Here is a 21,957-nt window from a genome sequence, read left to right as displayed (position 1 = left end):
CGCGGTGGCGCAGGAGAGGCGCTCCGCTGGCGCCGCCCGTGCGCCGGCATTTTGTGATCCGACTCTCGGAAAGCGCGTGTGAGGTCCAGGCCAGCGGCCACCCTGGCCCTCTTCGCTGCGACCTGGAGCCGGACGCAAACGGCTCCACTCGCCGGCCAGGTCGTGCGGTGAACCCTCATTTCTCGCGAAACGCACGCCGTGCCTGATCGGCGAGGGGCTTGGTCAGATATGAAAAGACCGTGCGGTCGGCGGTGCGGATGAAGGCTTCCACCGGCATGCCGGGCATCAGCTTGGCGCCGTCGAGGCGGCCGAGTTCATCCTTCGTGACGCCCAGCCGCACGAGGTAGTAGAAGCTGCCCGTGCGCTTGTCCTCGCTGACGTCGGCCGCGATGCGGGTGACGCGGCCGTGCAACTCGGGCGTGGTGCGCTGGTCGAAGCTCGGGAAGCGCAGGCCCGCGGCCTGGCCGGTGCGCAGGCGGTCGATGTCCTGAGGGGCGACGCGCACCTCGACGACGAGGGAATCCGCGGTCGGGACCACGAGCATGATCTGTTCGCCCGGCGAGATCACGCCGCCGCGGGTATGGACCGCGAGTTCGTGGACGTAGCCGGTCTGGGGCGACCGGATGTCGATGCGCTGGAGCTGATCGAGAGCGGTGATCTTCTGCTCCGTCAGGGTCGCGGCCTTGGCGCGGATCTCGGCGAGCTCTTTGGCCACGTCGCTGCGCAGGTTCTGTTCGAGCTGGATCACCTGCAGCTCGGTCTCCGAAATCTTGCCCTTGGTCTGCGCGATGTTGGCCAGGAGCAGGCCGCGCTCGCCCTTCAGCCGCGAGATGTCGCGTTCCAGCGCGGTCAGGCGGCTCATCTGGATGAGGTTCCGCTTCCAGAGCTCCTGCACGCCCTCGTATTCGCGGGCGATGATCGTCGATTCCTGCTCCTTGGCCGCGGATTGCTCGACAAGGCCTTTGATCTCTTCGCCGAGCTGCCCGACGCGCTCCTTCAACTGGGATTTCTGGCCTTGCAGCGCGTCGCGCCGGAAGCGGAAGAGCTTGCGCTCGCCATCGACGATGCGGGCGATCTCGGCACCGGAGGCGGTCAGGTCGGCGGGGAAGGTGACCCCGTCGAGCCCATCACGCTCGGCCTCCAGCCGGGCGCCGCGGGCGGCCAGCTCGAACAGGCTCTTGGTGACGCTGTCGTAGGTGGCGCGCGCGGTGGTGGCGTCGAGGCGGATCAGCAGGTCGCCGGCCTGGACGCGGGCGCCCTCCTGAACCTTGAGATCATCGACCACACCGCCGGTGGGATGCTGCACCTTCTTGATGTTGGTCTCGACCACCAGCGAACCGGTGGCGATGATGGCGCCGGAGAGTTCGGTGGCCCCGGTCCAGGCGCCCACGCCCGCCGCCACGGCGATGACCGCGACCACGCCGCCGATGTGACGCCGCAGCGAGCGACGGGTGTCCCGGGTGACGTCCGCTTCGTTGCTCATGCGACTCTCGTGGGGGTCTGCCGGGTGAGTGCGCTGAGCTGCGCCAGGACGTCGTCGCGGGGGCCGTGCATCTGCACGCGGCCGTCGGCGAGGACGAGGATGCGGTCGACCGCCGTCAGGGCGCTCGGGCGATGGGCGATGACGATGGCGATGCCGCCGCGCGCCCGCACGGCCTGGACCGCCGCCGACAACGCCCGGTCGCCCTCGACGTCGAGGTTGGAATTCGGCTCGTCGAGCACCACGAGGAACGGATCGCCGTAGAGGGCCCGCGCAAGGGCGATGCGCTGGCGCTGGCCGCCCGACAGGCCGAGGCCGCCGGCGCCGAGCAGCGCGTCGTAGCCGCCGGGCAGCCGCAGCACGACCTCGTGGACGCCCGCCGCCCGGGCGGCGGAGAGCAGCGCCTCCGGGTCCGGTTTGGGATCGAAGCGGGTGATGTTCTGAGCGATGGTGCCCTCGAACATCTCGATGTCCTGTGGCAGGTAGCCGATGGACCGGCCGAGCGCGTCGGGGTCCCACTGTGCGATGGCCGCCCCGTCGAGGCGGATGACGCCGCGGCTCGCCCGCGCCAGCCCGACCAGCGCCCGCGCGAAGGTCGACTTGCCCGAACCGCTCGGGCCGATCACGCCGAGGGCACTGCCCGGCGCAAGGGCGAGGTTGACGTCGTGCAGGGCCAGCGTGTCGGTGCCGGGGATCGCCACCGAGAGCGCCGTCACCCGCAGGCTCTCGCGCGGCGCGGGCAGCGGGGTCAGCGCCGCCGGCTCCCTGCGCGGCAGGAACGTCACGAGGCGGGTCCAGGCCTGCCGCGCGGCAGCGAACGACTTCCAGTTGGCGATCACGAGGTCCACCGGCGCCAGCGCGCGGGCCGACAGGATGGTGGCGGCGAGCATCACGCCGGCCGTCGCTTCCTCCCGCACCACGAGGTAGGCGCCGAGGGCGAGGATGCCGGATTGCAGGACGGTGCGCATCAACCTGGCCATGGCGCCGAAGCCGATGGCGAGATCGTTGCCGTAGGTCGCCACGTCGAGGTTGTTGCGGGCCCTGACCTGCCAGAGGGCGGCGATGCGCGCGCGCATGCCGAGCGCGGACAGCAGCGGCGCGGTACGGTGCGCCATGTCCACGAAGGCCCGGCGCTCGCTCCCCGCCTTGACGGCGTCCCGCGTCGGGCCTGACGAGGCCCAGTCGGTCAGGATCGTCAGCACGCACAGGAAGAGCGCGCCGCCGAGCACCGTCAGACCGATCCAGGGGTGGAACAGGAAGCAGACCGCCACGTAGAGCGGCACCCAGGGCAGGTCGAAGAAGGCCGTGAAGGCCATGCTCGACAGGAAGCCGCGCACCGTGTCGAGGTCGCGGAGCGCCTGGGGGCCTTCGTCGCTGCGCGGCATCTCAGAGCCGCGCACCAGCAGCGCCCGAAAGATCCGGTGTCCGAGCCGTTCGTCGACGAGGCGGCCGAAGCGCGACAGGATGCGCGCCCGGAACACTTCGAGCACGCTCTGGACCAGGAATAGGATGAGCGCGATGCCGGCGAGCCCGACGAGGGTGGCGAGGCTCCGGCTCGGCAGCACCCGGTCGTAGACCTGAAGCATGAAGACCGGGGCCGTCAGCATCAGCAGGTTGATCAGCCCGCTGACCCCGATGGCGGCGATCAGCGCCCCCCGCCCCGCCGCCACGGCAGCCCAGAACTCCCGGCGCTTGGCCAGACGCACCACGCGGTCTTCGCTCACGTCACGGTTCCGGGTTTTCGGGTGAAGGGGGTGCAGTCGGTCGGGCCGGAAGCTGCGTCGTCCTGTGTCCGTGCGCGCACTTCGGATCAGCCGCGCGCCTTCCCCGGACGGGGGAGCGAAAGCGGAAACCGATCCGGGGCCCGGCACGAAAACCGCGCGAAGCGTCCGAACACTTACGCCGTTCGTATCGAGCGGCTGACGCGGCTCTTCTCTCGCTGGGTCCCGGATCGCCTTCCGCTTCGCTGCGGGCGTCCTGGAAAGGGCCGGGTGTGCTCGAGCGCGCGTTGATCGAAGGTCCCCCGCCGCTGCGGGGCGGCGGGGGGCGGGTGCTACAGCCCGAGCAGGTGGAGCCCGCCCGTCGCGCCGTGCGGGGTCGGATCGGTGTGATGGGCTTCCGCATGGCCGCCGAGATCGATCGAGAGGACCCCCAGATCGAGGCCGGCATCGTGCGAGGCGCCCGCATCCGCCGGCCCGGAGGTCGCGGTGTGGACGATGTCGAGGACATGGCCGACGAGCGCGTCTCCGCCGCCGCCGCCCGTCGCCGGGAAGGCGATGCCGTCGCCGGCGAGCAGGCCGGCGCTGAGCAGACCCGGTTGCTCGGCGCCGACGCCGATCGCTCCGACCTGGACCGTGTGCGCCGGATCGGCCGGGGGCGTGAGGACCCCAACATTCGCGAGCGGCGTCGCAGTGGTCGGGCCGGCCGCCACGTCGATCAGCGGATGTGTCCCGTCCGAACCGCCACCGGTCAGGCCGCCGAGGATCCCTGTGAGCGGCGTGCCGCCCGCGGTCAGTCCGCCGACGGTGGACAGCACGGGCGCGAGTGCGCCGCCGCCACCGCCGGTGAGGCCGCCGAGGACCCCATCGAGCGGCGTGCCCGTCCCGGCGCCGCCGGAGAGGAGACCGTCGATCACGCCGGGAACGCTTCCGACCACCGCGCCGGCCGCATCCGCGACGTGGCCGACGTCACCCGCGACCTGACCGATGCCGGCCGGACCGTTTCCGCTCAGAATGTCGCCGGGCAGATTGACGACGTCGGTGAGGAGGTTGTTGCCCTCGCCCAGCGCACCGAGTCCGACGGTCGTGCCGAGGTTGATGACCTCGTGCAGCGGCACGTTCAGGATCGGGATGTCGTGGCCCAGGTTCTCGATGTTGGCATGAATGCCGTCGATCAGCCCATTGGCCACGTTGCCCACCGGCTGCAGGACGCCGCCGGGGCCGAGCAGGTCGCCGCCGAGCGGACCGCCGCCGCCCGTCACGCCGCCAAGGAGGGCGGTGACGGGTGCCAGCACGCCGCCACCGTCGCCGGTCAGCCCGCCGAGAAGGCCGTCGAGCGGGAGCCCCGAATGCCCGCCGGTCAGGCCGCCGAGGAGCGACGTCACAGGCGCCAGCACGCCGTCGAGGGGCGTGCCGGTCGCGGCGCCCCCGAGCAGGCTCCCCGGAATGTTGATGACGTCGCCGAGCAGGCCCGTCGCCGCGCCGGTGACATGGCCGAGATCGCCGAGGATCGGCGAGAGCGCATCGAGCCCCTGGCCGCCCAGCAGGCCGCCGGGCAGACCGACGACGTCGGTCAGCAGGTTACCGCTGGTGCCGAGATGCCCGAGCCCGACCGTTTCGCCGAGCGCGGTGAGGCCGTGGAGCGCCTCGTTCAGAATCGGCAGATCGTGGCCGAGACCCTCGATGTTCGCGTGGAGATCGAGCACGACGGCGTTGGCGAGGCTCGAGACCGGCGCGAGCAGGCCGTTGGGCGCGAGCAGGTTGCTCCCGGTCGCGCTCCCGCTGACCGAAGCGACCAGACCGTCGCTCGCGCCGAGGGCGTCGCCGAGATCGTCGAGCAGAGGCACCGCCGAGGCAAGGCCACCGCCGCCGGCCACGGCAGCCGGTATCGCCGTCAGATCGGTGACGATGTTGCCGGGCTGGCCAATATGACCGAGTCCGACGGTCTCGCCGAGATGGGTCAGGGCGTGCAGCGGACCGTTCAGCGGGGCGACTTCATGGCCGAGATTTTCCAGCGCGGCATGAAAGTCGATCACCGCCTGATTGGCGATCCCGGTGGCCGAGCCGGTGAGCCCTGATGCGGCACCGTCGGTTCTGGTGAGATCGAGCCCGCCTTCGACGAGCGAGGCGATGGGGCCGAGCGTACCGAGTTGTCCGGTCGCCAGTGCCGTCGAGGACAGCAGCGCATCGGGGCCGATCAGCCATTCGAGCGAGCGCGTGGGCTGGCCGAGTATCGATAGGGGAGATGTCGACATGTGATCCTCCAGGAGTGAAATTCTAACTCCAGAAGCAGACCATGGTTTCTATATTGATGTTCTATGGTTAAGTGATCATTATCGATCAACTTTGGAATAAATTGTTATGTATCTCCCACGACGCTACGGCTTAGTTTTTCTCACGTGGCCGAAATCTCTTTTCCACTATTGGAACGACCAGTGGTGAGATCTCAGGCCTGACGATGCGCTCCAGGCCAGCGCCAGGGCGCTGAGGCCGATCGGCACGTCGACGGCGCATTGACGAGAACCAGCGACGCGACGGTCGGGCCTACCGCGAAGCCGACGCCGACGACGAAGGCGTTCAGCCCGACGCCGCGCCCCAGCCGGTGAGCCGGATAGATGAAGCGGATCAGACTAATGTTGACGAGCGCATCTTGGATACTGCAGGTAACCTCGCTGTCGGCACCCCTAAGACACAACAGGGCTACCGCGGCGACCGCGTAGATTGAAGGCGAGAATGAGAAGCATCACGCCGAAAGCGACGCTGTAGATGCCCATCCACAATGCCAGCACGATCGCCGACATGCCGGGATTGATGGCCAGCGCCAGTCCGAACATGATCGAAATCACGCCGCCGAGTCCGAGCCACCAACGGCCATAATGGAGATGCAGCCGAAAGGCGGCAGCGATCATCAGTCCACCCGTGACAAGCGCCCACGTCGCGACCAGAAGCACGAAGGCCCAGATCGCCGCGGCGGGGATCAGCGCCGCAGCCATGCCGACAAGGATGTCGACGATGCCTTCGAGCAGCAGGAACCCGTAGCGCTCGTGCTTCTGTGCCGCGCGGATCGCTGAAGCGATCGTCCACCCACCGTCGACCAGCATGTAGACAGCGAAGTATAGAGCCAACGCGAGCAGAAAGGCCTGCGGCGCTGCAAACGCGAGGATTCCAAACAGAACCGCGAAAATTCCGCGCAGCGCTACGATCCACCAGTTGCGCGCGAGCACCGAGCTCATTGCGTCGAGTCGGGCTAAGCCGCGGCGCGATAAACCCGAAGAGCTCGCGGGTGATGCGGTATTTGAGTTGGACATTGTAGCCTCCGGGTCGCTCCGTCGACGCCAGCGACGAGCGCTGCGCGGCGACAATCGGTGACACGCATTCTACCGTGATCTCACGTGCTCAAAAACAACGATATACCATGATTACCTAGTATCGAATACTAGAATCGGGTATCATAACCAGTAGCTGACGGTTGTCGCGATACGGATGGCGCTGAGGCGATCGTAGCGAGTCGCCGCGCGACGGAAGTCCCTGAGGCGACAGAACATCCTCTCGATGGGTTACGACCGCGGTAAAGCACCCCGTAGATCTCGCGCGGTGCATCGGACTGCAAAACGGCGTGGCGCTCAGGCCCCGTCGAGATGCGCTCTGATGAAGGCGCCGGCCTCCGCCAGCGAACGCCGTCCATCTGCGACCTCTTGGTAAAATAGATGCCAGGCATGGATCATGTGCGGCCAGATCGCGAGACGCACGGATACGTCCACAGCGCCCGCGGCAGCGGCCAATCGAATGGAGTCGTCGAGCAGCGTTTCAGCCGAGCCGACCTGGATCAGCATCGGCGGCACGCCTGTCAGATCGGCGTAGATCGGCGAGACGAGCGGGTCCCGCGCATCGGCCCCGTCGAGGTAGAGGTTTGCGAGTTCGGTGAGGTAGGTCCGGCTGAGCAACGGATCGACGGCGGCTTTGGCCTCCATACTGGCACCGATCAGGGCGAGATCGGTCCAGGGGGAGCTGAGCCAAAGGCATCCCGGTAGCGGCAATCCCGCTTCTCGCAACGACAGGACCGTCGCGAGTGCAAGACCGCCCCCCGCGCTCTCACCCGCAAGCGCGATCTGTGTCGGGGCGACATTCGCATCGAGAAGGAAGCGATATCCGGCGAGCGCATCCTCGAGAGCGGCCGGAAACGGGTGCTCGGGAGCGAGCCGGTAATCCAGCGCGAGGGTGCGTGCCTCAGCCTCGCGGCCAGCCTGCGCAATCATGTGGCGATGGCTCGTCAGTGAGCCGGAGACGTAGCCGCCTCCGTGCAAGAACAGCACGACACGGCCGCCGCTCGCCGCGGGCGTGCGCGTCCACTCCGCTGGCACGCCGTGAGCACTGACCGGTTCTACGACCACGTCCGGCGGCAGCACGTAGCCCGCCCCGAGATCATCGATCCGCTCGCGCCGCGCCGCGAGGTCGGCCCGCCTTGGATGCGCGGCGAGGCGAGCCCGGATGAGGTCGATTTCGGATGGCGGCATCTCTCGCTCCGTTCCAGCCACGGGGAAGGCACTCCCTGCCAATGAAGGGGCAAGCCTTTTACGTGTCCAAGCGAATACTTTTGCATGCAGGCCCATTTTTGAAAATGGCTCGCGTGAAGCCTTTCAAATCAACAACGTGGATCTCTGCCGGACCAAATGCGCAACGTGCTGCGACTGTATTGTGAATTTGGTGGTGACAAACTCGACCAGGCTGTGCCGCCAAGGAGCGGACCTGGAGCATCATGAGGGCAGAAGGCGTCCCTCAGGCGCAAGCCCAGACTTTCCAGGACTTCACATCCACTTGGACATGATGCGACGTCTTCAACTCTGCCTCAGAGAAGCGTTCAATGAAACCGAGCTTTGCACGAAGGTGTCGCACTGCGGTTGATGTTGCCCGGCAAAGCCTCCCCGTTCGACGCATGCGGTGTGTTGGACAATCCCGACCTGCCCAGCCCCTACGCCGCATGGTGATCGGGACCGGTCGCGGGACTGGGCGTCCGTGCCGATCGGCAGAGTGCCATCGCAACGCCGAAGACGACGAATCGCTCGCCCGCTGCGATCCGCAATGCCGCATGCCCGGAACGAACCCCGCCTCGCGCTCTTCTCCGGTCACTTCGCGGATCTGAGGAGAACACGATGGACGACGAGCGGGTTTGGTCTTTCGAGAAGAGCCTCTGGACCGGAGACGAAGAGAACTATCGCAAGCTGATCGACGAGTCCTGCCTGATGGTGTTGCCGCACCCGCCCTTCGCCATGAGCGGGGTTCAGGCCATCGAGGCCGTCGCCGGCACCCCGCGCTGGACGGAGGTGGAACTGGCGAAGGGTCAGATCGCCCGGCCGCAGGAAGGGCTCATCGTCATTGCCTATCAGGCGAAGGCCTCGCGCGGGGACGAGACGTACGAGGCCTATTGCACCTCGACCTACCGCCGGCTCGCGCATGACGAATGGCGCGTGGTGCAGCACCAGCAGACGCTGCCGGCCGCCATCTCCGGGGTCGTGGAGAAGGGCTGAGCGCCGGGAGTGGGGCGACGGCCGAGCCGTCGTCGCCCACATCGCACAGGATCATCGCGAAACCGCGATGGTGAACTTCGCGCGCCACCGCCCGTTGCCGGCGGATCTCCGGAGCATGCCGCTCTTTCACGGAAACCGCAGCCCGCTCCGGCTCATTGTCGCCGCATGATGTTTCCGGGAAGCCGGATTCCCCAGTCCCGCATCATGCGCCGGATCACACGGATACGCTCGATGACACGCATGACGATGGCTCTCGCAGGCGCCCTGGGGCTCGCCCTGGCCGGCCCGGCCCTGGCGCAGATCACGACCGGTGGCGCGGCCAATACCGGTGTCGCCCCGCCGCCGGTCGTCGGCGGCGTACCGGCCGGGACCGTCCGCAGCGGAACGCTCGACACCCGCAGCCCCGAGGCACCGGCCGGCAACGCGGCGAGCCGCAGCAACGCCTCCGTGCCGGGCACGACGCCGGACGTGAATATCGGCGGGACGCCGACGAGCGGTCCGCCCGGCACGGGCGGCGCGGCCGGCGGTCCCTCCCTCGGCAACTGACGGGATCTGGGGAGCCCCGGCTCCTCCGAAGGCTCACGAGGGCGTCTGCTGCCGAGTGCGGGCGGCGCGAAGGATATGGACATGCGGGCAGTGATCTTCGACATCGACGGCACGCTGCTCGACAGTGTCGACCTGCACGCGCAGGCCTGGGTCGAGGCCTTTGCGCATTTCGGGGTCGAGACCGATCCCGAGCGGGTCCGCAGCCAGATCGGCAAGGGCGGGGACGAATTGATGCCGGTGTTTCTGCCGCCGGACCGCGTGGAGCGCGACGGCAAGACGATCGAGGCCTGGCGCTCCGACCTGTTCAAGCGCGACTATCTCGATCGGGTGAAGCCGTTTCCCGGTGTCCGCGCCCTGTTCGAGCGCATCCGCGCGGCGGACATGACCGTCGCGCTTGCTTCTTCCGGCAAGCGCGACGAGGTCGAGCATTATCAGGAGATCCTGGGAATCGCCGACCTGGTGGACACGACGACCTCGTCCGACGACGCCGAGCGGTCGAAGCCTCATCCGGACATCTTCGAGGCAGCCCTGACAAAGCTCGCACCGCTCGATACGGCGTCGATCCTGGTCGTGGGCGATACGCCTTACGACGCCGAGGCCGCCGGCAAGGCCGGACTTGCGACGGTCGGCGTGCTCTGCGGCGGCTTTCCCGAAGCCGATCTGTCGGCCGCCGGCTGCATCGCGATCTATCGCGATCCGCAGGACCTGCTCGACGGCTTCGATCGATCGCCACTCGCCGCGCGCTGATCGCGCCGGCCGAAGTGTTGCCCGGCCGGCTAGCGGGCCTGCCCGGGGAAGCCCGCTCTACGGGCCGCGACCGTTGCCACGAGCGTCGGGCCGAGCCTCCGCTTGGACCGAGCAGTGACCCGATTGCCATTGGCACCGCACGGCGGTTTATCGCCGCCGGTGTAACCATCGATCCGTTCGGCGCTGTCGCCGCCATAGGCGGAGGGTGCGGACGTCGATGCCGGCCAACTCCGTGAATCGAGGCCGATCGGTGCCCGTGCGGTTCGGAACACGCGTGCGCTTTGAAAGCTTCCCTGAGAGCCATATGGAGCAAACGCGAATGACGACGCCGGAGAAACCGATCCGCCCCACGATCGACCCGACGGAGCAGGCACCCCCCAGCGGGCCGACCGCACCGGCGGGCGAGTCCGACAAGGACAAGGGACCAAAGACGGGCGGCTACGACGATCACTCGCCGGATCGGACGTCGAGCAACGAAAAAGGCGGCTACGGCGCCGGCTGAACGGTCACACGGCCATAAAGAAACGGCCGCCTCGTCGGGAGGCGGCCGGTGTCATTCGCGGGTGGGATCGGCTTCAGTAGCCGTAGCCGTAATAGCCCGGATACGGCCGGCGATAACCGTAGCCATACCCGCCGTAGGCTGCCGGCGCATATCCATAGCCGTAGCCGCCATAGCCTACGGGCGCGTAGCCGTAGTCGCCGTAGAGACCGCCGGCAGCGAGGCCCAGGCCGACGCCGAGCCCGAGGCCGCCGAGACCGTATCCGATCCCTCGGCGACCGTAGAAGCCACGTCCGTAACCGCCACCGAAGCGAGCGCCACGGAAGCCGCCGCCGTAGCCGCCGAAGCGCGCTCCCCGGAAACCGCCGCCACGGAACCCACCGAATCCACCGCCGTGGAAGCCGCCGCCACGGAAACCCTGCGCATCGGCGCTCGCCGGCATGAAGGCGAATGCGGCAACGAGCGCCGTCGAGGCCAAAGCAAGATGTTTCATCGATACCATCTCCAATCTGAAAGTCTGCCCCGCCAACGTCGTGGCGAGGCCAGGAGATCCAGAGCGCTGGTCCGCAGATTGTCGCAGAAATGTTTCGCCATGTTGCTGTCGAAGTCGATCGCAGAGCGAGCGCTATAGCCTCCTGAGCACCGAACGCGATCGGATTTATCGATCGCACGACGTTCGCGAGCGCGAACCGATCTGCTCGCTGCGTATCGCCTTGGCTGCCGCAGTTGCTGTCGAGCGGCCGAAGCGCGGTGCGATCGGACCGAGGGCGCTACCCGACGCCCGCATCGTCGAGGCGAAGGGCACGCCGAGGCTCGACACGCCCCGGCCCGGAGAACGTCGGCCGAGGCCTCGGGATCGGCCCGGCTGCGTCATGCGAAGGAGGCCCCGACCCCCACGCGAGCTTCCACGGTCAGCGATGCGCCGGTTCCCGTTGACATGCGCCGGCCACCGGGCATCCGATCCCGCGCATGACCACTCGCGATCCACGCCTCACCCCCGCCCGGCCCGACCTCGCCGACAGCCGCCTGCGCGGACTGGTCGAGGCGGAGCGGTTCGTCGAGGGTCAACCCCGGCGGGTGGTCGCGGCCTCCGCACCGCTGCGCCGTACGCCGCGGGTCGAGGCCGGGCTCGACACCGAGGCGGTGATGGGCGAGCCGGTGACGGTCTATGACGTCACCGACGGTTTCGCCTTCGTGCAGCTCGGGCTCGACGGCTATGTCGGCTACGTCCCCGAGGATGCCCTTGGGCCGGTGGATCCGGCCCCAACCCACCGGGTCACGGCGCTCCGCACCTTCCTCTACCCCGAGCCGAACATGAAGCGGCCGAATGGCGGCTACCTCAGCCTCGGCGCAAGCGTTTCCGCGCAGGACCGCGACGGCGACTTTTTGCGCGTCGGTGCCGACGCGTACGTTTTCGCTGCGCATGCCGAGACCGTGCAGCACCGCGAGCCCGACTTCGGCGGCACCGCCGAGCGCCTCGTCGGCACGCCCTATCTGTGGGGCGGTCGCACCAGCCTCGGGCTCGACTGCTCGGGCCTCGTGCAGCTCTCCCTCCTGATGGCGGGGATCGCGTGTCCCCGCGACGCCGACATGCAGGAAGCGGCCCTGGGCGACGCCTTGCCGCCCGGCCTCGACGGGCTGCTGCGTGGCGACCTCGTCTTCTGGAAAGGCCATGTCGGCCTGATGCTCGACACCGACCGCCTCATTCACGCCAACGGCCATCACATGACGGTGGCGGTGGAGCCGTTGCGCGAGGCGGTGGCGCGGATCGCCGAGAAGAGCTTCGGAGCGGTCACGTCGATCCGACGACTGCCGCGGAGCGCCGCGTGATCTGACGGATAAGGCACGAAGACTCTCGGATTGATTCTGAGAGTTTTGCGAATCCTTAGCGGTGCCGGTGCGAAACCTCTCGGGGGCAAGACGACGTGCGCCTGCGCACGGCGTTGGGTATCCGACAGGCTCATACGAGGTCATGCGCTGAGCGCACGGAAACTCAGGCCCTCCCATTCAGCCCTTCGCCTGACACATTGCTTTAGGACTCTTCGCCGTGGACGTCGCGACCGCCAAGACCCTGGTTTCCCTCACGCTGATCGTCGCCATCGCGATCTTCTCGTACGTGTCGATCGAGATGTTCGTCAGGCAGATGGTGAAAGACCTGCGGGTGGCCTGGACCGAGCGCGCCGCCGTGGCCGATACCCGGCACGAGTAGTCCTGCCGGCCGCCGAAGCGCCAGTCGAAGCTGCACAAAGAGCCCGCTGTGGCCACCGGCGTCGACCTCGGGTCGCAGCCTTGCCGGCTCGCGCACGCTTCCCTGCAATCCTGCGATCCTCTAAGCCGCGCCTGATATGATGCGCATCGAGCCCCACCATCGCAGCCGCAGGCGGCCCGTCGATGGAGCGTGATCCGATCCTGTTCGCGTGGTCGTCGGCACGGCGGCAGCACGCGACCGCCGTGGCGCTCGGGGTCGGCCTCGGCGCGCCGCTCGCCCTGTTCGCCCTGCTCTGCCTGCGCGACCTGATCGCCCTGCTGAGCCCGGGCGCGCCCGGGCCGCTGCCGTTCCTCGCGCTCGCCCTGCCGCTTCCCGGCGAGCCGGCGCGGCTGCTGCCGATCGCCCCCGGCTTCCCATTGAGCGAGCACGGCCTCGAAGTCGCGGCCCTCATCGGCCTCGCGGCTTCGGCCCTGGCCTTCGCCGGGCTCGGCTGGCTCGTCGCCCGGGTCTGCTTCTCCGCGCAAGCCCGCGCCGCGACCCGCCTGCGCGCCGCCGCCACGGACGCGATCCTGCGTGCACCGCCGGGCGCCCGCGAGGACGTGCGCGCGCTGCCCGCCCTGATCGGCGCGGCGCTGGCGGGATTACCGGCGGCCGGAATCCTCGTGCCGGCGATGACGCTCGCCGCGGTGCTGCTGGCCCTGCTCACCGCGGCCCTCGCTGCGCCGCGCCTCGTGCCGGCGGTGGCGATCGGCCTGTTCGCCATCGGCCTCGCCCGCGCCCTCCAGATCCGCCGCGGCGGCGATCGCACCGACCTGCGGCAGCGTGAGCGCGCGGCCGCCGAGGCCGGGCTCGGCGACCTGATCCTGAGGATGCCGGCCGTGCGCGTCCACGGCTCGGCGATGTTCGAGCGGCGCCGCCTCGGCCTGCGCGCGCGGGCGACACACGGCACGCTGGCACGGGCGGAGGGCGCGCTCGCCTATGCCCGTGCGCCCGCGCTGGCGCTGGCCGTGCTGCTGCCGGCGATCCTGGTGGCGACGGCGCTCTGGCGCGGTCCGGGCGCACCGATCGAGGCCGAGCGGGTCCTGCCCGGTGCCCTCGCGGCGGCGGCCGGCGCCTTCGTCCTCGCCGCCGGCTTGGTCACGGCCTTCCTGCGGCTGTGGTTCCTCCGGATCGAGGTGACGCCCGTCTATCGCCGGCTGTCGCAGACCCTCGACGGCCTGACCGACAAGCGTCCGGCCCAGCATCGCCGCGCGGCCTTCCCGGCCTCCGGCGGACTGATCGCGGCCGATGCGGGCGCCTACGATCCGGCCAGCGGCGAGCGGCTCACCGGCCTCGCCGCCGACCTACCGATGCCGGCCCATGTCGCCATCGTCGGCGAGCGCGGCAGCGGCGCCCAGGCGCTCGCGGCGCTGCTCGCCGGACAGATCGAGCCGAGCGTCGGTGCGATCACCTTCGGCGGCGTCGACCTGCGCAGCCTCGACCCGGCCGAGCGCGCCCACCGCATTGCCTTCGCCGGCTCGGAAGCGATCCTGATCGAGGGCACGCTGAAGCAGAACCTGCTCTACGGCGCACGCACCGACGAGCGCGAGGCGTTGGGCGAGAAGGGCCGCATCGCGCTCCTCAAGCTCTCCGGGCTCGACGCGCTGATCTATTCGCGCGGGCTGGAAGGGACGATCGACCCCGACGACGAGCCGGCCGCCGCAGCGGCGATCGTCGCGGCCCGCTCGGCGGTGCGCGAGGCCCTGGCCGCGCAGGGCATGGCCCGGCTCGTCGAGCCGTTCGACCCGGCGCTCTACAACCATCAGGCGGCGGTCGGCGAAAACATCCTGTTCGGTGAGGCCGTCGGCCCGACCTTTTCGGAGGAGCGTCTGGCGCGCCACCCCTATCTGCGGGCGGTGCTCGAGGCGGAGGAGCTGACCCGGACCTTCGTCGAGATGGGCTTGAGCATCGCCCGCTCCACCGTCGAGATCTTCGCGGATCTGCCGGACGACCACCCGCTCTTCGACGCCTTCTCGCTGTTTCCGGCCCGCGAGCGCGGCTTCTTCGAGGACCTGATCGCCCGCCAGCCCGATGGGCGCAGCTGGCGGCGCGGGCCGGCCGGGCAACGCGACCGCGAGCGCCTGATCGGCCTGACGCTGCGCTACAGCGAGACCCGCCACCGCTTCGGCCTGATCGACGCCGAGCTGGAGGAACGGATCGTCTCGGCGCGCCGCTCCTTCGCGCGCCTGATGCCCCCGAAATTTCGCGAAAAGGTCGATCTCTACGATCCCGCCCGCGTCACCGCCGCCGCGAGCCTGGAAGAGAACGTCCTGTTCGGCCGCATCACGCAGGGCGAGGCCGGTGCGGAGGCGCGGGTGCGCGCCCTCGTGCGCCAGGTGTTGGCCGAGCAGGGTCTGGAGCCGACGGTCTACCGGCTCGGCCTCGCCAGCCGCGTGACCTCGAGCGGTCCGGGTACGGCGATGGCGCGCCGGCAGGGCCTGACCGAAAGCGGTATCGGCCCGCGCGAGCGCGTGGCCATCGATCTCGTGCGCTGTCTCGTGCGCCGCCCGGACATCCTCGTCGTCGGCCTGCTGCCGGACGAGCGAAAGTCGGAAGAGATCGCCGCGCGGATCATGCGCCTGCGCATGATCCGGCAGGGCATGGGCCTGATCGTCTGCCTGCCCGACGCCGAGACCCTCGGCCGGCTGCCGCCGTTCGATGTCGTGCTGACGGTGGCGCGCAACAGCGTGACGGTGTCCGGCGCGGTCGAGGCGGAGCGCTCGGCCTCGTCCCACGCGGCCTGAGCCGACGTTTTATGCCCGGTCGCGCAGCGGCTGAAGATGCAGAAAGCTGCGCTCGCCGGTCGCCGCCTCGGCGACGTGCTGGATGGTGTCGAGCAACTCGGCCATGGTCTTCGCGGCCGGCGGCCGGAAGCCGGCCTCTGCGGTGACGCTGCGCCGCGCGGTGCGCCCGGCGGCCACCTGCGCTTCGCTCAGCGCGTCGAAGTCCCGGTTGCGCGTCATGGCGTCCTCATCGCGTCGCTCCGGCGATACCGTGTCGGCGTTATGGTTGACGAATGGTTAATCGCCTCGCCTGCGGGTGCACGGTCCCGGTGGATGGCGGATCTGCCCTGTCACCGGCCGCTTCCCGCAAAAAAGCCCCGCACGATGTGCAGGGCTCGATGGCGGTGGGATCGCCGCCCGGGACTACGGGCAGGCGTGGCGGGCGCCGTCGTTGCCGAGATAGGTGCCGGAGGCCGGATCGTACGAGCGGAACCGCTGCTGGCAATAGGCGACCGCGTCACCGCCCGGAGCACCATAGACCGGAGCGGGCGCCGCCTGGGCCGCGATCGCGCCGCCGATGAGGGCGCCCGCTGCGAGGCCGCCGAGGACCGCCGCCCCACCGCCGATGCCACGACGCCGGCCGTAGCCGTAACCATAGCCACGCCCGTAACCGCCGCGCCCGGCGAAGCCGCGTCTGCCGGCAAAACCGCCACGCCCGAAACCACGTCCGGCGAAGCCACCGTGGCTGCCGCGGAACCCACGGCCTCGCACGTAGCTGGTCTCGGCCCCGCTCTGCTTGAGCTGAGTCAGGAGCGAGCCGGCCTCCTGGGCCGAGGCGGGCGCCGCCATCATCGCGGCGGATGCAATCATGCCGGCAACGAACAACGGCTTGAACACTTGAAACATCGATAAAAACTCTTCTTCGAACGGCGGTCAAAATGAAAGTAGGATCCGAAGGTGCAACCGACGAACGAATGGTGAGAGGCTTGGTTCGAAAAGATTATCTAAAGGTTTTGTAATGTCGTGTGCGGGATTGCCGGGCCGGCTCGCGCGTGCCCCGGGCCAGCCTCCCGGCGTCGCGGAACGATTGGCGAACCATCGGCGCCAAGCCTGCTTGACCCTGCTGCACCGGAACGCCACGATCGTATCGGCCCTCAGGCCATCGACGCCCGTGCAACCGGCGGGGTCGGGCCGCGTGCGGCGCCTGAGGTTGCCTGTGCAGCGACCTCGCGGACCGTTCCGCGCGATCGTGCTATGGCGGTGCGGCGTCGGGGCGGGGGGTGAGGCAGTGTCGAGTGGCCGGCTGGCGAGCATTCCGTTCTTCAAGGAACCGGAGATCGATCTCGCACCCTACGAGACCCGCTGCCACTGGCGCCGGTTCGACGAGAACGAGGTGCTGGTCGACTTCGACGATATCTCCACCGACGTCTATTTCCTGGCCACCGGCGAGGTGCGCATCCTCAACCGGACCCAGTCCGGCAAGGAGGTGATCCTGGGCGAGATGCGAGCGGGCGCCTTCTTCGGCGAACTCGCGGCGATCGACGGCATCGGCCGCTCGGCCAACGTCACGGCTCTGACCCGCGGCGAGGTCTGCGTGGTGCCGGCCGCGGTGTTTCGCCAGATGGTCTCAGCCTCCGAAATCATCGCCGACCGGCTGTTCCGCCTGCTCGCCAAGCGTGTGCGCGAGCTGAACACTCGCCTGATGGAGCACGCACTGCTCGACCTGCGCCACCGGCTCTATTCCGAGCTGCTGCGCCTCTCGGTGCCCCGCGCCGGCCATGAGGGCGAGCGCGTCGTCACCCCGCCGCCCTACCACCACGTGCTCGCTGCCCGCATCGGCTGCCGCCGCGAGCAGGTGACCCGCGAGTTCACGGTCATGGCCGGCGAGGGCCTGATCGACCGCACCCGCGGCGCCCTCGTGCTGCGCCGGCCGGACCTGCTCGAGGCGCGAGTGGCGGAGGCCTTGCGGGAGGACGGGTGACCTGCTCGTCGTCTCCTATGACATGGCGTCGGATCCGCATGTCGCTTGACCGCTTAGCCACGGCCCTTCCGCTTTGCCTGCTCCAGCTCCCGATCATCCCGAACCCCTCCTGCGCCTCGACCGCGTCACCAAGTCCTTCGGCGCGCACCGGGCCGTCGACGCGGTCTCGCTCGATCTGGCGCCGGGCGAGTTCCTCTGCCTGCTCGGCCCGTCGGGCTGCGGGAAGAGCACATTGCTGCGGCTGCTCGCCGGCTTCGAGACGCCGGATGCGGGCACGATCCGGCTCGGCGGCGAGGACCTGACCGGGCTGCCGCCGCATCGGCGGCCGGTGAACATGATGTTCCAATCCTACGCGCTGTTTCCGCATATGAGCGTGGCCCAGAACCTCGCCTACGGGTTGCAGGGGCTCGGCCATTCCCGATCCGCCATCGCCGAGCGGGTGCAGGGGCTCCTCCGCCTCGTGAAGCTCGAAGGGTTCGGGGCGCGGCGGCCCGACAAACTCTCGGGCGGCCAGCGCCAGCGCGTGGCCTTGGCCCGGGCGCTCGCCCGCGAGCCGCAATTGCTATTGCTCGACGAGCCGCTGGGCGCCCTCGACCGGGCGCTGCGCGAGGAGACGCAAGGCGAGTTGCGCGCGCTGCAGCGCCGGCTCGGCACGGGTTTCGTTGTCGTCACGCACGATCCAGAGGAGGCGATGGCGCTGGCCGACCGCATCGGCGTGATGGATCGCGGCCGGCTCGTGCAGGTCGGGCCGGCACGCGACCTCTACGAGCGCCCGGCGAGCCGCTTCGTGGCGGGGTTGCTCGGCGACGTGAACCTGATCGCCGGCTTTTTGGAATCCGCGGTCGGAGCGATGCGGAGCGTGCGCACGGAGCTCGGTCCGATCCGAGCCGTGGCCTCGGAGGCGCTCTCCGGTGCGGAACTCGGCGATCCGGTCGTCGTGGCCGTGCGGCCCGAGCGGATGCGGTTCGGCGCGGGCGACAACGCGCTCGCCGGCACGCTCGTCGACGCGGCCTATCTTGGCGACCGCATGCGGCGGCAGGTCCGCATGGCCGACGGCACCGTGTTGCGCGCCAGCGCGAGCCTGCCGGAGGAGGCTGCAGGGCCGGCCGTCGGCGACAGCATCAGCCCAGGCTTCGCCCCGGAGGACGGATGGATCCTCCCGGCATGAGGCGCGTCGGCTCCCCCCTCGGGCGCTGGCTGGTGCGGGCACCGCCGCTCTTGTGGCTCGGCCTGTTCTTCCTGGTGCCCTTCGTCATCACCTTGAAGATCAGCTTTTCGTTGCCGGCGACGGCGCAGCCGCCCTACCGGCCGGTGCTCGACTGGAGTGACGGCATCGCGGGCTGGCGCGCGTTCTTCGAGGGCCTCGAGCTTACCAACTATGCGATGCTCGCGGCCGATTCCCTCTACTGGAAGGCAACGCTGTCCTCCCTCGCCTACGCGGCCGGGGCCACCGCGATCCTCGTCCTGATCGGCACGCCGATGGCGCTCGCCATGGCGCGGGCGAGCGTGCGGATCCAACCGCTCCTGGTTGCGCTGGTGGTTGTGCCGTTCTGGACGAGCTTTCTGATCCGGGTCTATGCCTGGATCGCGATCCTGAAGCCTGAGGGCCTGCTCAACGCCGCGCTGCTGAAGCTCGGAGTCGTCGCGCAGCCGCTGACAATCCTCGATACGCCGCTCGCAGTAATGATCGGCCTGACCTACGCCTACCTGCCCTTCGTGGTGCTGCCGCTCTACGCTGTGATGAGCCGGCTCGATACCACCCTGCCGGAGGCTGCGGCCGATCTCGGCGCCTCGCGCGCCCGTATCTTCCGCACCGTGACCCTGCCGCTGGCGATGCCGGGGCTCGTCGCGGGCGCGCTGCTCTGCTTCATCCCGATGGTCGGCGAATTCATCATCCCGGACCTGCTCGGCGGCTCCGAGACCTTGATGCTCGGCCGGATGCTCTGGATCGAGTTCTTCTCCAACCGCGACTGGCCGATCGCCTCGGCCGTGGCGGTGCTGCTGCTGATCCTGATCGTCGTCCCCGTCGTGCTGTTTCGCGGGGCTGAGGAGCGGCGGGAAGAGGCGTTGCGATGAGGACGCATCAGCCGTCCCCCGGCGTCAACCGTCAGCGTGACTGCATTGCGCCGCTCGCGCAGCGGATTTCTCCCGGTTCGACCCGTGGAAGCGGGAGCGCACCACGATGACCCCGTTCAATCGCGCCGCCCTGACGCTGGGGCTGAGTTTCCTCTATGCGCCGATCGTGGTGCTGATCGTCTACTCGTTCAACGACTCGCGGCTCGTCACCGTCTGGGGCGGGTTCTCCACACGCTGGTATGGCGTACTGTTTGCCGACGCGCCGCTCCTCGCGTCCGCCTTAGTCTCGCTGGAGGTCGCGACGCTTTCGGCGGCCATCGCAGCGGCGCTCGGAACCCTCGCCGCCCTGGCGCTCGACCGGCACGGGCGCTTCAGCGGGCGCGGGGCGTTCACCGGGCTGCTCTATGCCCCGATGGTGATGCCGGAGGTGATCACCGGGCTGTCCTTGCTGCTGCTCTTCGTCGGCCTCGACGTCGAACGCGGCGTCTCGACCATCGTGATCGCGCACGCCACCTTCGGGACAGGCTTCGTCGCGGTGGTGGTGGGCGCTCGGCTGAAGGGCCTGGACCGCTCGCTGGAAGACGCCGCGGCCGATCTCGGCGCCGGCCCGCTGCGGGTGTTCTGCAGCGTTACGCTGCCGCTGATCGCGCCTGCATTGGCGGCAGGGTTCCTGCTTGCCTTCACCCTGTCGCTCGACGACCTCGTCATCGCGAGCTTCGTCTCGGGGCCAGGGGCGACGACCCTGCCGATGCGGCTCTACAGCCAGGTCCGGCTCGGGGTGAACCCGGAGATCAACGCCGCCTCGACGCTCCTGATCGCTGCCGTCAGCCTGGTCGTGCTCGGCGCGTCGTGGCTGAGCGCACGCCGCGGTGTGGGCGCGGCCGTCTGAACGCAAAACCGCCGCGGGGCGAACCCGCGACGACGGCCTCCCGGTTGGAGTGCTTTCTCGGCGAAGCGGCATCCGCTTCGCCGAGAACTCAACGACGATCCACGTGAAGCACGCGGCGCGACCGACGAAAAAAAGCTCAGATTCGGCCGGTGAGCAGCAGCACGATCAGGACGATGATCAGGATGCCGCCGAGACCGAAGCCGGGGCCGCGATAGGCGCCGCCGCCGAGGAAGTTGCCGCCGCCGAACAGCGCCAGGATGAGGATGATCAGAATGATGGTGGTCAGCATCGACGGTAACTCCGAACCGCTCAAACATCGTCGCGTGAGCTAGACCGTTGCAACGCGGCGATGCGGCATTCCGTTCACGTGCTGTTGCAAAAAGTTCATCGAGGCGTTGGGGATAGCGTCAGACGACCGGAATCGCCGTCATGCCTCAGGCTCGCCAATCCGGCAGCTCGCCCGTCTCCGCGCCGAGCCACTCCGGAATCGGCAGTCCGCGCTCCCGCAGGAACGCGGCGTTGAACAGCTTCGAGGCGTAGCGCGCGGCGCCATCGCAGAGGATGGTCACGATGGTGTGGCCGGGGCCGAGATGGCGCGCCAGCCGGATCGCGCCGGCGACGTTGATGCCCGAGGATCCACCGAGGCTCAGGCCCTCCTCCCGCATCAGCTGGAACACGATGGCGACGGCCTCGGTGTCGGGGATCCGAAACGAGACGTCGGGCGTGAAGCCCTCCAGGTTCCGGGTGATCCGGCCTTGCCCGATGCCCTCGGTGATCGAGGAGCCCTCGGCCTTGAGCGTGCCGATGGTGTAATGCGCGTGGAGCGCCGAGCCGTCGGGGTCGGACAGGGCGATCGTCACGCCGGGCTTCCTGGCCCGCAGCGCCTCGGCGACGCCGGCAAGCGTGCCGCCGGTGCCGGCCGCGCAGACGAAGCCGTCGACCGCACCGCCGGTCTGGTCGAAGATCTCGGGGCCGGTGGTGTCCACATGCGCCTGCCGGTTGGCGACGTTGTCGAACTGGTCGGCGAAGAAGGCGCCGGCCGGCTCGCTCGCCGCGAGCTTCTCCGCGAGGCGGCGGGCGGCGTGGACGTAGTTGTTCGGGTTTGCGAAGGGTACGGCCGGCACCTCGACGAGGCGCGCGCCGGCGAGCCGCAGCGTCGCCTTCTTCTCGGCCGACTGGGTCTCGGGGATGACGATGACGGTGCGGTAGCCGCGCACCGCCGCCACCAGCGCCAGCCCGATCCCGGTATTGCCCGCCGTCCCCTCCACGATGGTGCCTCCGGGCCGGATCAGGCCCTTCGCCTCCGCATCCCGCACGATCGAGAGCGCCGCCCGGTCCTTTACGGAGAGGCCGGGATTGAGGAATTCGGCCTTGCCCAGGATGGTGCAGCCGGTCTCGTCCGAAGCACGGGCGAGCCGGATCAACGGGGTGTCGCCGATCGCGGCGAGGATGTCGGATTTCGTCTGCATGGCCGCAGATTTAAGCGGGGCCGGGCTGCTTGGCGAGAGAAGGTTTTTTTCTATGC

Annotated in this window: 21 protein-coding genes and 1 pseudogene; 11 read left to right on the top strand and 11 right to left on the bottom strand. The window is 69.2% G+C overall.

Going from position 1 to position 21,957, the window contains the following annotated elements; all coding sequences use genetic code 11:
• Positions 1-175 precede the first annotated feature (175 nt).
• The 6 genes and pseudogenes from MHA02_RS08470 to MHA02_RS08440 form a co-directional block, all read right to left on the bottom strand.
• Positions 176-1,483: an HlyD family type I secretion periplasmic adaptor subunit gene (locus MHA02_RS08470; protein ID WP_147078210.1), complete on the bottom strand. Its 1,308-nt coding sequence runs from the start codon at positions 1,481-1,483 to the stop codon at positions 176-178.
• Positions 1,480-3,204, bottom strand: a complete 1,725-nt coding sequence (locus MHA02_RS08465) for a type I secretion system permease/ATPase (RefSeq protein WP_147078209.1) — start codon at positions 3,202-3,204, stop codon at positions 1,480-1,482. Before MHA02_RS08465 ends, MHA02_RS08470 begins: the two co-directional genes overlap by 4 nt.
• Before the next feature lie 329 nt (positions 3,205-3,533).
• Positions 3,534-5,453 (bottom strand): hypothetical protein, encoded by a 1,920-nt coding sequence (locus MHA02_RS08460; protein ID WP_147078208.1) that lies wholly within the window; start codon positions 5,451-5,453, stop codon positions 3,534-3,536.
• Between the two features lie 429 nt (positions 5,454-5,882).
• The gene (locus tag MHA02_RS08450; protein WP_147078207.1) at positions 5,883-6,506 is read right to left on the bottom strand and encodes an HdeD family acid-resistance protein; all 624 of its coding nucleotides are present in this window, start codon (positions 6,504-6,506) and stop codon (positions 5,883-5,885) included.
• 141 nt (positions 6,507-6,647) lie between these two features.
• Positions 6,648-6,772, bottom strand: a pseudogene (locus MHA02_RS08445) (IS5/IS1182 family transposase); the annotation flags it as partial.
• Positions 6,773-6,821: 49 nt separating this feature from the next.
• Positions 6,822-7,712, bottom strand: coding sequence for an alpha/beta hydrolase (locus MHA02_RS08440; RefSeq protein ID WP_147078286.1), 891 nt, complete (start codon positions 7,710-7,712; stop codon positions 6,822-6,824).
• Between the two features lie 636 nt (positions 7,713-8,348).
• On the opposite strand from MHA02_RS08440, the gene MHA02_RS08435 reads away from it, so the two are divergent.
• The 4 genes from MHA02_RS08435 to MHA02_RS08420 all read left to right on the top strand — a co-directional run bounded on the left by MHA02_RS08435 (position 8,349) and on the right by MHA02_RS08420 (position 10,518).
• Positions 8,349-8,723, top strand: coding sequence for a DUF4440 domain-containing protein (locus MHA02_RS08435; protein WP_147078206.1), 375 nt, complete (start codon positions 8,349-8,351; stop codon positions 8,721-8,723).
• A gap of 231 nt (positions 8,724-8,954) precedes the next feature.
• Positions 8,955-9,269: a hypothetical protein gene (locus MHA02_RS08430; RefSeq protein ID WP_147078205.1), complete on the top strand. Its 315-nt coding sequence runs from the start codon at positions 8,955-8,957 to the stop codon at positions 9,267-9,269.
• 81 nt (positions 9,270-9,350) lie between these two features.
• Positions 9,351-10,016, top strand: a complete 666-nt coding sequence (locus MHA02_RS08425) for an HAD family hydrolase (protein WP_147078204.1) — start codon at positions 9,351-9,353, stop codon at positions 10,014-10,016.
• Between the two features lie 319 nt (positions 10,017-10,335).
• On the top strand, positions 10,336-10,518 hold the full coding sequence (locus MHA02_RS08420; protein WP_147078203.1) for a hypothetical protein: 183 nt from the start codon (positions 10,336-10,338) through the stop codon (positions 10,516-10,518).
• Between the two features lie 73 nt (positions 10,519-10,591).
• Here MHA02_RS08420 and MHA02_RS08415 read toward each other — a convergent pair whose 3' ends face one another.
• On the bottom strand, positions 10,592-11,008 hold the full coding sequence (locus tag MHA02_RS08415) for a hypothetical protein (RefSeq protein WP_147078202.1): 417 nt from the start codon (positions 11,006-11,008) through the stop codon (positions 10,592-10,594).
• Between the two features lie 476 nt (positions 11,009-11,484).
• Between MHA02_RS08415 and MHA02_RS08410 the strand changes: the two genes are divergently transcribed.
• The 3 genes from MHA02_RS08410 to MHA02_RS08405 all read left to right on the top strand — a co-directional run bounded on the left by MHA02_RS08410 (position 11,485) and on the right by MHA02_RS08405 (position 15,507).
• Positions 11,485-12,345 carry a C40 family peptidase gene (locus MHA02_RS08410; RefSeq protein ID WP_147078201.1) on the top strand — a complete coding sequence of 287 codons (861 nt, stop codon included), beginning with the start codon at positions 11,485-11,487 and terminating at the stop codon, positions 12,343-12,345.
• 217 nt (positions 12,346-12,562) lie between these two features.
• Positions 12,563-12,724: a hypothetical protein gene (locus MHA02_RS22095; RefSeq protein ID WP_170249120.1), complete on the top strand. Its 162-nt coding sequence runs from the start codon at positions 12,563-12,565 to the stop codon at positions 12,722-12,724.
• Between the two features lie 182 nt (positions 12,725-12,906).
• Complete coding sequence (locus tag MHA02_RS08405) at positions 12,907-15,507, top strand: P-loop NTPase family protein (protein ID WP_147078200.1); 2,601 nt, start codon at positions 12,907-12,909, stop codon at positions 15,505-15,507.
• 9 nt (positions 15,508-15,516) lie between these two features.
• Here MHA02_RS08405 and MHA02_RS08400 read toward each other — a convergent pair whose 3' ends face one another.
• Together MHA02_RS08400 and MHA02_RS08395 are read right to left on the bottom strand one after the other, a co-directional pair.
• Positions 15,517-15,726 (bottom strand): hypothetical protein, encoded by a 210-nt coding sequence (locus MHA02_RS08400; RefSeq protein WP_147078199.1) that lies wholly within the window; start codon positions 15,724-15,726, stop codon positions 15,517-15,519.
• Positions 15,727-15,909: 183 nt separating this feature from the next.
• The gene (locus tag MHA02_RS08395) at positions 15,910-16,392 is read right to left on the bottom strand and encodes a BA14K family protein (protein WP_238180259.1); all 483 of its coding nucleotides are present in this window, start codon (positions 16,390-16,392) and stop codon (positions 15,910-15,912) included.
• 382 nt (positions 16,393-16,774) lie between these two features.
• Here MHA02_RS08395 and MHA02_RS08390 point away from each other — a divergent pair, with 382 nt between their 5' ends.
• From MHA02_RS08390 to MHA02_RS08375, 4 genes are all read left to right on the top strand, one after another.
• Complete coding sequence (locus MHA02_RS08390) at positions 16,775-17,467, top strand: Crp/Fnr family transcriptional regulator (protein ID WP_147078198.1); 693 nt, start codon at positions 16,775-16,777, stop codon at positions 17,465-17,467.
• Positions 17,468-17,540: 73 nt separating this feature from the next.
• Positions 17,541-18,635 carry an ABC transporter ATP-binding protein gene (locus tag MHA02_RS08385; protein WP_147078197.1) on the top strand — a complete coding sequence of 365 codons (1,095 nt, stop codon included), beginning with the start codon at positions 17,541-17,543 and terminating at the stop codon, positions 18,633-18,635.
• Positions 18,632-19,543, top strand: coding sequence for an ABC transporter permease (locus tag MHA02_RS08380; protein WP_238180260.1), 912 nt, complete (start codon positions 18,632-18,634; stop codon positions 19,541-19,543). The genes MHA02_RS08385 and MHA02_RS08380 overlap by 4 nt, the downstream gene beginning before the upstream one ends.
• Positions 19,544-19,649: 106 nt before the next feature.
• Positions 19,650-20,432: an ABC transporter permease subunit gene (locus MHA02_RS08375; RefSeq protein WP_147078195.1), complete on the top strand. Its 783-nt coding sequence runs from the start codon at positions 19,650-19,652 to the stop codon at positions 20,430-20,432.
• A gap of 136 nt (positions 20,433-20,568) precedes the next feature.
• On the opposite strand, the gene MHA02_RS08370 is transcribed toward MHA02_RS08375, so the two are convergent.
• Complete coding sequence (locus MHA02_RS08370) at positions 20,569-20,721, bottom strand: DUF3309 domain-containing protein (RefSeq protein WP_147078194.1); 153 nt, start codon at positions 20,719-20,721, stop codon at positions 20,569-20,571.
• Between the two features lie 145 nt (positions 20,722-20,866).
• Positions 20,867-21,901, bottom strand: coding sequence for a cysteine synthase A (locus tag MHA02_RS08365; RefSeq protein WP_147078193.1), 1,035 nt, complete (start codon positions 21,899-21,901; stop codon positions 20,867-20,869).
• Positions 21,902-21,957 lie beyond the last annotated feature (56 nt).

The sequence above is a fragment of the Methylobacterium haplocladii genome (assembly GCF_007992175.1).
Classification (GTDB): domain Bacteria; phylum Pseudomonadota; class Alphaproteobacteria; order Rhizobiales; family Beijerinckiaceae; genus Methylobacterium; species Methylobacterium haplocladii.
Note: the sequence above shows the minus strand (reverse complement) of the source record. Positions and strands in the feature narration are given on the sequence as shown.